Consider the following 14,298-nt stretch of genomic DNA (forward strand, 5'->3'; position numbering starts at 1 on the left):
GAGGGGAGCGGCGGCCTTTGCCGTGTACGGGGTTCCTCAGAGGACGCGGACCGCGCCGCTGGCCGGGTAGCCGGACAGGTCCTGGATGACAACGCCCTTCGAGGGGTTGGCGGCGTCGAGGTACTGGCCGTTGCCGATGTAGACACCGACGTGGTACGCGGAGCCCGCGCCACCCCAGTAGAGGATGTCGCCGACCTGGACGCTGGAGAGCGAGACCGAGGTGCCGGCCGTCGACTGCTCCTGCGAGGTGCGCGGCAGGTCGACACCGGCCTGCTTGAACGCGGCCTGGACGAGGCCCGAGCAGTCCCACGAGCTGGGGCCCGTACCGCCCATGACGTACGCGTCGCCGACCTGGGCCTTCAGGAAGCTGATGACCGAGGCCACGGAGCCGCTGGCGGGCGCGCTGACGGTCTCGGTGGAGGCGGAGAGGGTCGTGCGCTCGCTGGAGCGCGAGGCGGCCTTCTCGGCGGCCTCCCGCTCGGCCTTGGCCTTGGCGGCGGCCTCGGCCTTCTTCTTGGCCTCAGCCTTCTTCTCCGCCTCGGCCTGGTCCTTCTTGGCCTGGTCCGCGGCCTTGGCGAAGGCCTCGTCACGCTCCGCCTGGAGCTGGTAGTTGGCCGCGGCCTGCTGGGTGGCGTCCGCGGACTGGGCGACCTGCGAGGAGAGGTCGGCGGTGAGCGTGGGCAGTTCGATGGTCTGCGTCACGGGCTCGGCAGCGCTGGCCGCACCCGACGCACCGGCCACTGCCAGGGTGCTGAGGACGCCACCAGTAACTCCGGCGCGCAGGGCCATCTTCGAGGCGCTGCGACGGGGCTTCCGGTGGCTGGGTATGTGAGCGGTGTGGGACATGAGTACAACCGCTATCAGGGCTTCACGGTTCTCATCAAGAAACGTGTGGTGCGCCACAGTTGTGAAGAGCGGGCACGAATTCCACACCCCACAGCTCTCATTGACGCCGTAACGGGCAATTCGGGCAGGATCTGATGCGGTCGATCAAGGCTGTGATCATGCGGTTTCTGTGAAACGCCCGAATTGCCCTGGGCCTACCACCGGTTGAGGCCGTTGGCCAAGCCCGGTTTCCGGGACGTTACGTGGCGCGTGACGCAGGTCACAGTCGACCCCTAGGGGCGGCCCTGATGTCCACTTCCGTCCGCGCCCCTCCCCCTGACGCGTGAACGCCGCGCACTATCAGCCAAAGGTGTCCAACACCAATTTGCCTGTGGCTGCTTCCTCTTGATAGTGAACGCACCCTCCTGACCAGGGGTAACCGGTCAAGTTGTCACCTCTGGTGATCACTCAGGCGCTTCGAGTGTGAAGATCACCGCTCATCCGACTTCATGATCCTTCGTCAGGTGGTGGAGATCACAAAGTAGTTGGCGTACCCCGTGTCGCAGATCACAGAGGAGCAGGCATAAGATGCGGGGCAAGTTGGGCTTGTGACCTGCTTCACATGTAAGCGATCTTCGACCGTTTGCAGGGGGAGCCGGGGTCGCGGGCCCGTGCAACCGCCAGCAGTCAGCGCCGACTGAGAGGAGCGAGGAGCGGTGAACGCGTATGCGCCCATCCTCGTACTGGGAGCCCTCGGGGCAGGCTTTGCGATCTTCTCCGTGGTCATGGCCACGCTTATCGGTCCAAAGCGGTACAACCGGGCGAAGCTCGAAGCGTACGAGTGCGGCATCGAGCCCACCCCCACGCCGGCCGGCGGCGGGCGCTTCCCCATCAAGTACTACCTGACGGCGATGCTCTTCATCGTCTTCGACATCGAGATCGTCTTCCTCTATCCCTGGGCCGTCACCTTCGACGCCCTGGGGGTTTTCGGGCTCGTGGAGATGCTGCTCTTCGTGCTCACCGTCTTTGTCGCGTACGCGTACGTATGGCGGCGCGGCGGCCTGGAATGGGACTGAGCCCCGTACAGGGGAGACCGGGAGCCACAGACCAATGGGACTCGAAGAAAAGCTGCCGAGCGGATTCCTGCTGACGACCGTCGAGCAGGCCGCGGGCTGGGTGCGCAAGTCGTCCGTCTTTCCCGCCACGTTCGGCCTCGCGTGCTGCGCCATCGAGATGATGACGACGGGCGCGGGCCGCTACGACCTGGCGCGGTTCGGCATGGAGGTCTTCCGCGGATCGCCCCGCCAGGCGGATCTGATGATCGTCGCCGGGCGGGTGAGCCAGAAGATGGCGCCCGTCCTGCGCCAGGTCTACGACCAGATGCCCAACCCCAAGTGGGTCATCTCCATGGGCGTCTGCGCCTCGTCCGGCGGGATGTTCAACAACTACGCGATCGTGCAGGGCGTCGACCACGTCGTCCCGGTCGACATCTATCTGCCCGGCTGCCCGCCCAGGCCCGAGATGCTGATGGACGCGATTCTCAAGCTCCATCAGAAGATCCAGTCCTCCAAGCTCGGCGTGAACGCCGAGGAGGCGGCCCGTGAGGCGGAGGAAGCGGCGCTCAAGGCGCTCCCGACGATCGAGATGAAGGGGCTGCTGCGGTGAGTGACGCGCAGAGCGACGGGGCCAACCCCGAGAAGGACCTGAGCGCCTCCAACCTGCCGGGGCAGCGGGGCGACGCCGGCGAGGAGATCCGCGTCCAGCGCGGCATGTTCGGCGCCAACAACGGCGGCGACACCTCCGGCTACGGCGGACTCGTCCGCTCGATCCGGCTGCCCGGCGAGGCCACCCGCCCGTACGGCGGCTGGTTCGACGAGGTGGCCGACGAGCTGGAGGGCGCCCTGGAGGAACAGGGCCTCGTCCCCGAGAACGCCATCGACAAGACGGTCGTCGACCGCGGCGAGCTCACCTTCCACATCGAGCGCGAGCACCTGGAGCGCGTGGCGCGGACGCTGCGCGACGACCCGGCCCTGCGCTTCGAACTGTGCACGGGTGTCTCCGGGGTGAACTACCCCGGCGACAAGGGCCGCGAGCTGCACGCCGTCTACCACCTGCGGTCGCTCACCCACAACAGGCTGATCCGCCTGGAGGTGTCGATGCCGGACGCGGACCCGCACGTCCCGTCCCTGGTCGCCGTGTATCCCACGAACGACTGGCACGAGCGCGAGGCGTACGACTTCTTCGGCATCGTCTTCGACGGCCACCCCGCGCTGACGCGGATCATGATGCCGGACGACTGGCAGGGCTTCCCGCAGCGCAAGGACTATCCCCTCGGCGGCATCGCCGTCGAGTACAAGGGCGCCCAGATCCCGGCTCCGGACCAGCGGAGGTCGTACTCGTGACCACACCCCAGGCAACCCCGCGCGAGACCACCGAGGGCACCGTCTACACGGTCACCGGTGGCGACTGGGACGAGATCGCCCAGACCGCGGCGAAGTCCGACGACGAACGCATCATCGTCAACATGGGCCCCCAGCACCCGTCCACGCACGGCGTGCTCCGTCTGATCCTGGAGATCGACGGCGAGACGGTCACCGAGGCCCGCTGCGGAATCGGTTATCTGCACACCGGCATCGAGAAGAACCTCGAGTACCGCACGTGGACGCAGGGCACCACGTTCGTGACGCGCATGGACTACCTGACGCCGTTCTACAACGAGGCGGCCTACTGCCTCGCCGTCGAGAAGCTCCTCGGCATCGAGAACGACGTACCGGACCGGGCCTCGATCATCCGCGTGCTCCTCATGGAGCTGAACCGGATGTCCTCGCACCTGGTCTGCATCGCCACCGGCGGCATGGAGCTCGGCGCGACCACGATCATGATCTACGGCTTCCGTGATCGTGAACTCATTCTCGACATCTACGAGTTGATCACCGGCCTGCGCATGAACCACGCGTACATCCGGCCCGGCGGACTCGCCCAGGACCTGCCGCCCGGCGCGGTGGACCAGCTGCGCGAGTTCGTGAAGAAGATGAAGAAGAACCTTCCCGAGTACGACAAGCTCGCCACCGGGAACCCCATCTTCAAGGCCCGTATGCAGGACGTCGGCTACCTCGACCTGGCCGGCTGCATGGCCCTCGGCGCCACCGGCCCGATCCTGCGCTCGGCCGGACTGCCGCACGACCTGCGCAAGGCGCAGCCCTACTGCGGCTACGAGACGTACGACTTCGAGATCCCGACCGCCGACACCTGCGACTCCTACGGACGCTTCCTGGTCCGCCTGGAGGAGATGCGCCAGTCGCTGCACATCATCGAGCAGTGCCTGGACCGCCTGGAGCCGGGCCCGGTCATGGTCGGGGACAAGAAGATCGCCTGGCCCGCCCAACTGGCCCTCGGCCCGGACGGACTCGGCAACTCGCTCGACCACATCAAGAACATCATGGGCACCTCCATGGAGGCCCTCATCCACCACTTCAAGCTGGTGACCGAGGGCTTCCGCGTCCCGCCGGGACAGGCGTACGCCGCCGTGGAGTCGCCCAAAGGCGAGCTGGGTGTGCACGCCGTGTCCGACGGCGGCACCCGCCCGTTCAGGGTCCATTTCCGCGACCCGTCCTTCACCAACCTTCAGGCGATGGCCGCGATGTGCGAAGGCGGCCAGGTCGCCGACGTCATCGTCGCGGTCGCGTCCATCGACCCCGTGATGGGAGGCGTCGACCGGTGACGACCAGTTCCACAGGTTCCGCTGGGCAGGGCGTCAGCCTCGGCATGCCGCAGCTGCCCGCGCCCGGCTATCCGGACGACGTCCGAGCCCGCCTGGAGACGGACGCGAAGGCGATCATCGCCCGCTACCCCGGCTCCCGCTCCGCCCTGCTGCCGCTGCTGCACCTCGTGCAGTCGGAGGAGGGCCATGTCACGCGGACCGGCATGCAGTTCTGCGCCGACATGCTCGACCTGACCACCGCCGAGGTCACGGCCGTCGCGACCTTCTACACGATGTACCGCCGCAAGCCGAGCGGCGACTACCAGGTGGGCGTCTGCACCAACACGCTGTGCGCCGTCATGGGCGGCGACGCCATCTTCGAGACGCTCCAGGAGCACCTCGGCGTCGGCAACAACGGCACCACGGACGACGGCAAGATCACGCTGGAGCACATCGAGTGCAACGCCGCTTGTGATTTCGCTCCCGTGGTGATGGTCAACTGGGAGTTCTTCGACAACCAGACGCCCGACTCGGCCAAGCGGCTCGTCGACGACCTGCGCGCCGGAGCGCAGGTGTCACCCACCCGCGGCGCTCCCCTGTGCACCTTCAAGGAGACCGCCCGCATCCTGGCCGGCTTCCCCGACGAGCGCGAGGGCGCCGTGGAGGCCGGCGGCAGCGCCGGTCCCGCCTCGCTGATCGGGCTGCGCCTGGCCAAGGGCGAGACGCCGCCCGCGCGCGTGGTCCACCCGCGCGGCGAGGCCCATGACACCGAACCGCCGCACGACCCGTCGCCCAGCGAGCACCTCAGCTCGCACGACGCGCCGCAGGACACATCGGCCTCCGACCCCGAGCACCCCGCGGGGCCGACCGCCGAGGAGGGGGAGTGATGACCTTGGCCGCCGAAGTCAACGACCACGACACCAGCCCGGAGAAGCTGCTCGCTCCGGTCCTGTCGGCCTTCTGGGACGAGGACAGGTCCTGGTCCCTGGACGTGTACCGCCGTCACGAGGGCTACGAGGGACTGCGCAAGGCCCTCGCCATGTCACCGGACGACCTCATCGCGTACGTGAAGGACTCAGGGCTCCGCGGACGCGGCGGCGCCGGGTTCCCCACCGGGATGAAGTGGCAGTTCATCCCCCAGGGAGACGGCAAGCCGCACTATCTCGTCGTCAACGCCGACGAGTCGGAACCGGGAACCTGCAAGGACATCCCCCTTCTCTTCGCGAACCCGCACAGCCTCATCGAGGGCATCGTGATCGCCTGCTACGCGATCCGGTCCGAGCACGCGTTCATCTACCTGCGCGGTGAAGTGGTCCCCGTGCTGCGGCGGCTGCACGAGGCCGTGCGCGAGGCGTACGAGGCCGGGTTCCTCGGGCAGGACATCCTCGGCTCCGGTCTGAACCTCGAACTCACCGTGCACGCGGGCGCGGGCGCGTACATCTGTGGCGAGGAGACCGCACTCCTGGACTCGCTCGAAGGCCGCCGTGGCCAGCCGCGACTCCGCCCCCCTTTCCCCGCGGTCGCGGGCCTCTACGCATGCCCCACTGTGGTGAACAACGTCGAGTCCATCGCGTCGGTTCCCGCGATCCTGAACCGCGGGAAAGAGTGGTTCAAGTCGATGGGCAGCGAGAAGTCCGCGGGCTTCACGCTCTACTCGCTCAGCGGCCACGTCACCAACCCCGGCCAGTTCGAGGCCCCGCTCGGCATCACGCTGCGCCAGCTCCTCGACATGAGCGGCGGGATGCGGGCCGGCCACCGCCTCAAGTTCTGGACACCGGGGGGCAGTTCCACCCCGATGTTCACCGAGGAGCACCTCGACGTCCCCCTCGACTACGAGGGCGTCGGCGCCGCGGGCTCGATGCTCGGCACCAAGGCGCTCCAGTGCTTCGACGAGACGACCTGCGTCGTGCGCGCCGTCACGAGGTGGACCGAGTTCTACGCCCACGAGTCCTGCGGCAAGTGCACGCCCTGCCGCGAAGGCACGTACTGGCTCGTCCAGTTGCTCCGCGACATCGAGGCCGGCAAGGGCTCGATGGAGGACCTCGACAAGCTGAACGACATCGCCGACAACATCAACGGCAAGTCGTTCTGCGCCCTCGGCGACGGTGCCGCCTCGCCGATCTTCTCCTCGCTCAAGTACTTCCGCGACGAGTACGAGCAGCACATCACGGGTAAGGGCTGCCCCTTCGACCCGGCCCGCTCGACCGTCTGGGCCGACCGGACCGACCAGCACCGCACGGAGGTGACCGCGTGACCGTCACGACCAACGCTCCCTCCGGGGGCGGCGAGGCGGCTGTTCCGCCGGAGGACCTCGTCTCCCTCACCATCGACGGCATCGAGATCAGCGTCCCCAAGGGGACCCTGGTCATCCGTGCCGCCGAGATGCTGGGCATCGAGATCCCCCGGTTCTGCGACCACCCGCTCCTCGACCCGGCCGGCGCCTGCCGCCAGTGCATCGTGGAGGTGGAGGGCCAGCGCAAGCCGATGGCGTCCTGCACCATCACCTGCACCGACGGCATGGTGGTCAAGAGCCAGCTCTCCTCCCCGGTCGCCGAGAAGGCGCAGAAGGGGGTCATGGAGCTGCTGCTCATCAACCACCCCCTGGACTGCCCGGTCTGCGACAAGGGCGGCGAGTGCCCGCTCCAGAACCAGGCCATGTCGCACGGCCAGGCCGACTCCCGCTTCGAGGGCAGGAAGCGGACGTACGAGAAACCGGTGCCGATCTCCACGCAGGTGCTGCTCGACCGCGAGCGGTGCGTGCTCTGCGCACGCTGCACCCGGTTCTCCAACCAGATCGCGGGCGACCCGATGATCGAGCTGATCGAGCGCGGCGCGCTCCAGCAGGTCGGCACGGGCGAGGGCGACCCCTTCGAGTCGTACTTCTCCGGGAACACCATCCAGATCTGCCCGGTGGGCGCGCTGACCTCGGCGGCGTACCGCTTCCGCTCGCGGCCGTTCGACCTCATCTCGTCGCCGAGCGTGTGCGAGCACTGCTCCAGCGGTTGCGCGACCCGCACCGACCACCGGCGCGGCAAGGTCATGCGCCGCCTCGCGGCCAACGACCCCGAGGTCAACGAGGAGTGGATCTGCGACAAGGGCCGCTTCGGCTTCCGGTACGCACAGAAGCCGGACCGGCTCACCACGCCGCTCGTCCGCGACGAGGAGACCGGTGAACTGCGGCCCGCGTCCTGGCCCGAGGCCCTGGAGGTCGCGGCCCGCGGGCTGACCGCCGGGCGCGGCCGGACCGGAGTCCTCACCGGCGGCCGGCTCACCGTCGAGGACGCCTACGCGTTCAGCAAGTTCGCGCGGGTCGCGCTCGACACGAACGACATCGACTTCCGCGCGCGCGTGCACAGCAGCGAGGAGGCCGACTTCCTCGCGGCCCGGGTCGCGGGTCGCGGGCGCGACCTGGACGGCACAGGCGTCACGTACACGAAGCTGGAGAAGGCCCCGGCCGTGCTCCTGGTCGGCTTCGAGTCGGAGGAGGAGGCGCCCGGCGTCTTCCTCAAGCTCCGCAAGGCCTGGCGGGCGCACGGGCAGCGGGTGTTCTCGCTCGCCACGCACGGCACGCGCGGCCTGGAGAAGGCCGGCGGCACGCTGCTGCCGGCCGCGCCCGGCACCGAGACCGAGTGGCTGGACGCCCTGTCGTCCGGTGTCGGTCTGGAGGCCGGGGGAGAGGCGGCGGGCGAGGCGCTGCGCGCCGAGGGTTCCGTGATCGTCGTCGGTGAGCGGCTCGCCGCCGTCGCCGGCGGGCTCACCGCCGCCGTCCGGGCCGCCGCCGCGACCGGCGCCGCCCTGGTGTGGGTGCCGCGCCGGGCCGGTGAGCGCGGTGCCGTCGAGGCGGGCGCGATCCCGTCGCTGCTGCCCGGCGGCCGTCCGGCGACCGACCCGCGCGCGCGTGAGGAGGTCGCCTCGGTCTGGGGTGTGGCCGAACTCCCGCACCGCTACGGCCGCGACACCGGCCAGATCGTCGAGGCCGCCCTCACGGGTGAGCTGCGGGCCCTGGTCGTCGCGGGCGTCGAGGTCGCCGACCTGCCGAACCCGGCACGCGCGCGTGAAGCCCTTCACGAGGTCGGTTTCCTGGTCTCCCTGGAGCAGCGGCCGAGCGAGGTCACCGACCACGCCGACGTCGTCCTGCCGGTGGCCGCGGTCGCCGAGAAGGCGGGCACCTTCCTCAACTGGGAGGGCCGGGCCCGGATGTTCGAGGCCGCGCTCAAGCCCGACCAGATGACGCGCCGGGTCGCCCCGACCGACGGGCGCGTGCTCCAGATGCTGGCCGACGCGATGGACATCCACCTCGGGCTGCCCGATCTGCGCACCGCGCGCGGTGAGCTGGACCGGCTCGGCCACTGGGACGGACCGCACGCCACCGAGCCCCTGGAGACCGGCGCGGTGCTGCCGCGGCCCGCCTCCGGGGAGGCCGTGCTCGCCGGGCACCGGCTGCTGCTCGACCAGGGCCGCCTCCAGGACGGCGACGAGGCGCTCGCCGGGACCCGGCACGCCGCCCACGCGCGCGTGTCCGCCGCGACGGCCGCCGAGGCGGGCGTCAAGGACGGCGACGTGCTGGCCGTGACCGGTTCCGCGGGGAGCGTCCGCTTCCCGCTGGAGATCACGGAGATGCCCGACCGGGTCGTCTGGCTGCCGCTCAACTCCGTCGGCGGGGGCGTCGCTTCGGACACCGGTGCCGTCCCCGGCGACCTCGTGAAGATCGGCCCGGCCGTCGCCGAGGCCCCGGAGGTGCAGTCATGAGCCCCATGGCCCTGAGTCCGCTCGCGGCCGAAGACCTGTCGATGTTCGGCCGCGACCCGTGGTGGCTCGTCGTCGTCAAGGCGGTCTTCTGCTTCGCCTTCCTGATGGTGACCGTGCTGTTCTCCATCGTGTGGGAGCGCAAGGTCGTCGCCTGGATGCAGCTGCGCATCGGCCCCAACCGGCACGGCCCCTGGGGCATGCTCCAGTCGCTCGCCGACGGCATCAAGCTGATGCTGAAGGAAGACCTGATCGTCAAGCGTGCCGACAAGGTCGTCTACATCCTGGCGCCGGTCGTCGCCGCGATCCCCGCGTTCATGGCGATCGCCGTCATCCCGTTCGGCCCGGCCGGCAACGAGATCTCGATCTTCGGCCACCGTACGACGATGCAGCTCACCGACCTGCCGATCGCGATGCTCTACATCCTCGCGGTCGCCTCCGTCGGTATCTACGGCATCGTCCTCGCGGGCTGGTCCTCCGGATCGACGTACCCGCTCCTGGGCGGTCTGCGGTCCTGCGCGCAGATGATCTCGTACGAGATCGCGATGGGCGCCGCGTTCGCCTCGGTGTTCCTGTACTCGGGCTCGATGTCGACCTCGGAGATCGTCGCCCAGCAGCACGACCGCTGGTACATCGTGCTGCTGCCGGTCTCGTTCCTGATCTACATCGTGACGATGGTCGGCGAGACGAACCGCGCCCCGTTCGACATGCCGGAGTCCGAGGGCGACCTCGTCGGCGGCTTCAACACCGAGTACTCGTCCATCAAGTTCGCGATGTTCATGCTCGCCGAGTACGTGAACATGGTGACGGTCTCCGCGGTGTCGGTGACCCTCTTCCTGGGCGGCTGGCGCGCGCCGTGGCCGGTCTCCACGTTCTGGGAGGGCGCGAACCACGGCTGGTGGCCGATGCTCTGGTTCGTCATCAAGGTGCAGCTGCTGCTGTTCTTCTTCATCTGGCTGCGCGGCACGCTCCCGCGCGTGCGCTACGACCAGCTGATGAAGCTCGGCTGGAAGGTCCTCATCCCGGTCTCCGTGGTCTGGCTGATGCTGGTGGCGACCGTGCGCACGCTGCGCAACGAGAACTACGACTTCGCCGACATCGCCCTGTACGTCGGCGGCGGCATCCTCGTGCTCCTGCTGCTGTCCTTCGTCGTCGACATCTTCCGCGACCGGGGCGCCAAGCAGGTCGGCGAGGGCGGTGCGGCCGAGGAGCCCGCGGCCTTCGACCCGATGGCGGGCGGATTCCCCGTCCCGCCGCTGCCCGGACAGACCCTGCCGCCCGTCCCGCGTCGACGCCCGCGCCGTGAGCGGGAGTTGATTGTCAGTGGCGGCCCCGATACTGCGAGTGACGGACCGAGTGACGCTCGTGACGGAAAGGAGGCGTCCGATGGCTGACGAGACGAACGAGAAGGACACCAGCCCCGGGTTCATGAATCCGGTCGCCGGCTTCGGCGTGACCTTCAAGGCCATGTTCAAGAAGCGGCTGACCGAGCAGTACCCGGAGCAGCAGAAGACCACCGCTCCCCGCTTCCATGGCAGGCACCAGCTCAACCGCCATCCGGACGGCCTGGAGAAGTGCGTCGGCTGCGAGCTGTGCGCCTGGGCCTGCCCGGCGGACGCCATCTACGTGGAGGGCGCGGACAACACCGAGGAGGAGCGCTACTCCCCGGGCGAGCGGTACGGCCGCGTCTACCAGATCAACTACGCCCGCTGCATCCTGTGCGGCCTGTGCATCGAGGCGTGCCCCACGCGCGCGCTCACGATGACGAACGAGTTCGAGCTCGCGGACAGCAGCCGGGCCAACCTGATCTACACCAAGGAGCAGCTGCTCGCCGGCCTGGAAGACACCATGGTCGACAGCCCGCACGCCATCTACCCGGGCATGGACGAGACGGACTACTACCGGGGCCTGGTCACCGAGGCCGCGCCCGGCACCGAGCGCCAGGTCGCCGTCTCCAAGGGCGAGAAGCCGTCCGAGGCCGCGGAAGAGGCTGAGGAGGTGGAGGCATGAGCGCGCTCGCCGCCTATTCGACCTCCACCGGTGAGGCCTTCCAGTTCTGGGTCCTCGGCACCGTCGCCGTCATCGGCGCGCTCTGCACGATCCTCATGAAGAAGGCCGTGCACAGTGCGCTGTGCCTGGCCGGGACCATGATCATCCTCGCGGTCTTCTACCTGGCCAACGGGGCGTATTTCCTGGGCATCGTCCAGATCGTCGTCTACACGGGCGCGATCATGATGCTGTTCCTCTTCGTCGTCATGCTCGTCGGCGTCACCGCGGCGGACTCCCTGAAGGAGACCATCAAGGGGCAGCGCTGGCTCGCCGCCGCGTGCGGTCTCGGCTTCGGCATCCTGCTCATCGCGGGCATCGCGAACGCGTCACTGACGCAGTTCAACGGCCTGGGCAAGGCGAACGCGAACGGGAACGTGGAGGGCCTGGCCTCCCTCATCTTCACCAAGTACGTCTTCGCCTTCGAGATCACCGGCGCCCTGCTGATCACCGCCACCGTCGGCGCGATGGTGCTCACGCACCGGGAGCGCACCGAGCGGGCCAAGACCCAGCGGGAGCTGGCCGAGCAGCGCGTGCGCGAGGGCAAGCACCTCCCGCCGCTGCCGGCCCCGGGTGTCTACGCCCGGCACAACGCCGTGGACATCGCGGGCCTGCTGCCCGACGGCACCCCGTCGGAGCTCACGGTCATGCAGACGCTGCGCGAGCGCGGCCAGATCCGGGACGTCTCCGGTGAGGCGCTCGATGACCTCAAGGCCCTGGAGCAGCGGTCGGCCGAGCGCCTGGAGCGCAGCGAGGAGGCGTCGAAGTGAATCCGGTCAACTATCTGTATCTCGCCTGCCTGTTGTTCACCATCGGCGCCACCGGCGTCCTCATCAGGCGGAACGCGATCGTCGTGTTCATGTGCATCGAGCTGATGCTGAACGCGTGCAACCTCGCGTTCGTCGCGTTCTCCCGGATGCACGGCAATCTCGACGGCCAGATCATCGCGTTCTTCACGATGGTCGTCGCCGCCGCGGAGGTCGTCGTGGGGCTCGCGATCATCGTGTCGCTGTTCCGTTCCCGCCACTCGGCCTCGGTCGACGACGCCAGCCTGATGAAGCTGTAAGGGGTCGGAGAAATCGTGAACAACCTGATTGCGCTGCTCGTCGCGGCGCCACTGCTCGGAGCGGCCGTACTCCTGTGCGGCGGGCGGGCGTTGGACCGGGTGGGCCATCTGCTCGGCACCCTGCTCGCGGCCGTCTCCTTCGTGATCGCCGTCGTGCTCTTCTCCGACATGCTCGGCAAGGGCCCGGAGGACCGCACGCTCACCCAGCACCTGTACAGCTGGATCCCCGTCGAGGGCTTCCAGGCGGACATCGGCTTCCAGCTCGACCAGCTGTCGATGACGTTCGTGCTGCTGATCTCCGGTGTGGGCACGCTGATCCACCTCTACTCGATCGGGTACATGGAGCACGACGAGCGGCGCCGCCGCTTCTTCGGCTACCTGAACCTGTTCGTCGCGGCGATGCTCCTGCTGGTCATCGCCGACAACTACCTGCTGCTGTACGTCGGCTGGGAGGGCGTGGGCCTCGCCTCGTACCTCCTCATCGGCTTCTGGCAGCACAAGCCCAGCGCGGCCACCGCCGCCAAGAAGGCGTTCCTGGTCAACCGTGTCGGTGACATGGGTCTGTCCATCGCGATCATGCTGATGTTCACGACGTTCGGGACGTTCGCCTTCGGGCCGGTCCTGGACAGCGTCGGGGACACGTCCGAGGGCAAGCTCACCGCGATCGGCCTGATGCTGCTGCTCGCCGCGTGCGGCAAGTCGGCGCAGGTGCCGCTCCAGTCCTGGCTCGGGGACGCGATGGAGGGCCCGACCCCGGTCTCGGCCCTCATCCACGCAGCGACCATGGTGACCGCGGGTGTCTACCTGATCGTCCGCTCCGGCGCGATCTTCAACGGCGCGCCGGACGCCCAGCTCGTCGTCACCATCGTCGGCGCGGTCACGCTGCTGTTCGGTGCGATCGTCGGTTGCGCGAAGGACGACATCAAGAAGGCCCTCGCCGGGTCGACGATGTCGCAGATCGGCTACATGGTGCTCGCCGCGGGCCTCGGTCCCATCGGCTACGTCTTCGCGATCATGCACCTGGTGACGCACGGCTTCTTCAAGGCGGGGCTCTTCCTCGGCGCCGGTTCGGTCATGCACGGCATGAACGACGAGGTGGACATGCGGAAGTACGGCGCGCTCAGGAAGTACATGCCGGTCACCTTCGTGACGTTCGGCCTCGGATACCTGGCCATCATCGGCTTCCCGGGGCTGTCCGGCTTCTTCTCCAAGGACAAGATCATCGAAGCGGCGTTCGCGAAGGGCGGCACCGAGGGCTGGATCCTCGGCTCCGTGGCCCTGCTCGGCGCGGCCATCACCGCGTTCTACATGACCCGCGTGATGATCATGACTTTCTTCGGCGAGAAGCGCTGGCAGCCCGACGCGGAGGGCCATGAGCCGCACCCGCACGAGTCGCCGTCGTCCATGACGATCCCGATGATCGTGCTCGCGGTCGGCTCGGTCTTCGCCGGTGGCTTCTTCTCCATCGGCGACCGCTTCCTGCACTGGCTGGAGCCGGTCACCGGCCACGACCACGGGCACGCGCCGATCAGCGCGGGTGTCGTCACCGGGGCCACCATGGTCTGCCTGGTGATCGGTGTGGCCGTCGCCTGGCTCCAGTACGGGCGCCGCGAGGTCCCCGTCGTCGCACCGCGCGGCTCGCTGCTCACGCGTGCGGCCCGCCGCGACCTGCTCCAGGACGACTTCAACCACGTCGTCCTGGTCCGCGGCGGCGAGCACCTCACGCGCTCCCTGGTCTACGTCGACCACACCCTGGTCGACGGAGTGGTGAACGGCTCGGCGGCTTCCGTGGGCGGCCTCTCCGGCCGGCTCCGCAAGCTCCAGAACGGCTACGTGCGCTCGTACGCCGTCTCGATGTTCGGCGGTGCGGCGGTCATCGTCGCGGCGACCCTGCTGATGAGGGCGGTCTGATACC

Annotated in this window: 13 protein-coding genes; 12 read left to right on the forward strand and 1 reads right to left on the reverse strand. The window is 68.8% G+C overall.

Features of this window, described 5'->3' with window-relative positions; genetic code table 11:
• Positions 1-36: 36 nt before the first annotated feature.
• On the reverse strand, positions 37-846 hold the full coding sequence (locus K377_RS14520; protein WP_111663759.1) for a C40 family peptidase: 810 nt from the start codon (positions 844-846) through the stop codon (positions 37-39).
• Between the two features lie 695 nt (positions 847-1,541).
• On the opposite strand from K377_RS14520, the gene K377_RS14525 reads away from it, so the two are divergent.
• The 12 genes from K377_RS14525 to nuoL are packed head-to-tail and all read left to right on the forward strand — an operon-like array spanning position 1,542 to position 14,294.
• Entirely contained in the window at positions 1,542-1,901 is a 360-nt protein-coding gene (locus K377_RS14525; RefSeq protein WP_007383963.1) for an NADH-quinone oxidoreductase subunit A, read from the forward strand.
• A 34-nt stretch (positions 1,902-1,935) separates the two neighbouring features.
• Entirely contained in the window at positions 1,936-2,490 is a 555-nt protein-coding gene (locus K377_RS14530; RefSeq protein WP_006133126.1) for an NADH-quinone oxidoreductase subunit B family protein, read from the forward strand.
• Positions 2,487-3,227 (forward strand): NADH-quinone oxidoreductase subunit C, encoded by a 741-nt coding sequence (locus tag K377_RS14535; protein WP_111663760.1) that lies wholly within the window; start codon positions 2,487-2,489, stop codon positions 3,225-3,227. The genes K377_RS14530 and K377_RS14535 overlap by 4 nt, the downstream gene beginning before the upstream one ends.
• A complete protein-coding gene (locus K377_RS14540; RefSeq protein WP_111663761.1) occupies positions 3,224-4,546 on the forward strand; it encodes an NADH-quinone oxidoreductase subunit D in 1,323 nt (440 codons plus the stop codon). The genes K377_RS14535 and K377_RS14540 overlap by 4 nt, the downstream gene beginning before the upstream one ends.
• 44 nt (positions 4,547-4,590) lie before the next feature.
• Complete coding sequence (nuoE, locus tag K377_RS14545) at positions 4,591-5,412, forward strand: NADH-quinone oxidoreductase subunit NuoE (protein WP_111663762.1); 822 nt, start codon at positions 4,591-4,593, stop codon at positions 5,410-5,412.
• Positions 5,412-6,779, forward strand: coding sequence for an NADH-quinone oxidoreductase subunit NuoF (nuoF, locus tag K377_RS14550; protein ID WP_111663763.1), 1,368 nt, complete (start codon positions 5,412-5,414; stop codon positions 6,777-6,779). Before nuoE ends, nuoF begins: the two co-directional genes overlap by 1 nt.
• Complete coding sequence (locus K377_RS14555) at positions 6,776-9,274, forward strand: NADH-quinone oxidoreductase subunit G (protein ID WP_111663764.1); 2,499 nt, start codon at positions 6,776-6,778, stop codon at positions 9,272-9,274. The genes nuoF and K377_RS14555 overlap by 4 nt, the downstream gene beginning before the upstream one ends.
• Positions 9,275-9,285: 11 nt before the next feature.
• Complete coding sequence (nuoH, locus tag K377_RS14560) at positions 9,286-10,665, forward strand: NADH-quinone oxidoreductase subunit NuoH (RefSeq protein WP_111664160.1); 1,380 nt, start codon at positions 9,286-9,288, stop codon at positions 10,663-10,665.
• Positions 10,658-11,281, forward strand: a complete 624-nt coding sequence (gene nuoI / locus K377_RS14565) for an NADH-quinone oxidoreductase subunit NuoI (RefSeq protein WP_111663765.1) — start codon at positions 10,658-10,660, stop codon at positions 11,279-11,281. Before nuoH ends, nuoI begins: the two co-directional genes overlap by 8 nt.
• A complete protein-coding gene (locus K377_RS14570; RefSeq protein WP_111663766.1) occupies positions 11,278-12,087 on the forward strand; it encodes an NADH-quinone oxidoreductase subunit J in 810 nt (269 codons plus the stop codon). The genes nuoI and K377_RS14570 overlap by 4 nt, the downstream gene beginning before the upstream one ends.
• Entirely contained in the window at positions 12,084-12,383 is a 300-nt protein-coding gene (gene nuoK / locus K377_RS14575; protein ID WP_111663767.1) for an NADH-quinone oxidoreductase subunit NuoK, read from the forward strand. Before K377_RS14570 ends, nuoK begins: the two co-directional genes overlap by 4 nt.
• Positions 12,384-12,398: 15 nt before the next feature.
• Positions 12,399-14,294: an NADH-quinone oxidoreductase subunit L gene (nuoL, locus tag K377_RS14580; RefSeq protein ID WP_111663768.1), complete on the forward strand. Its 1,896-nt coding sequence runs from the start codon at positions 12,399-12,401 to the stop codon at positions 14,292-14,294.
• Positions 14,295-14,298: the final 4 nt, after the last annotated feature.

Origin of the sequence: Streptomyces sp. PsTaAH-137 (genome assembly GCF_003259365.1) — a bacterium.
Taxonomy (GTDB): Bacteria; Actinomycetota; Actinomycetes; order Streptomycetales; family Streptomycetaceae; genus Streptomyces.

Coding starts and splice junctions, on each gene's coding strand:
- K377_RS14520 (WP_111663759.1), bottom strand. CDS start 846: ATGTCCCACACCGCTCACATACCCAGCCACCGGAAGCCCCGTCGCAGC.
- K377_RS14530 (WP_006133126.1), top strand. CDS start 1,936: ATGGGACTCGAAGAAAAGCTGCCGAGCGGATTCCTGCTGACGACCGTC.
- nuoE (WP_111663762.1), top strand. CDS start 4,591: ATGCCGCAGCTGCCCGCGCCCGGCTATCCGGACGACGTCCGAGCCCGC.
- nuoF (WP_111663763.1), top strand. CDS start 5,412: ATGACCTTGGCCGCCGAAGTCAACGACCACGACACCAGCCCGGAGAAG.
- nuoI (WP_111663765.1), top strand. CDS start 10,658: ATGGCTGACGAGACGAACGAGAAGGACACCAGCCCCGGGTTCATGAAT.
- K377_RS14570 (WP_111663766.1), top strand. CDS start 11,278: ATGAGCGCGCTCGCCGCCTATTCGACCTCCACCGGTGAGGCCTTCCAG.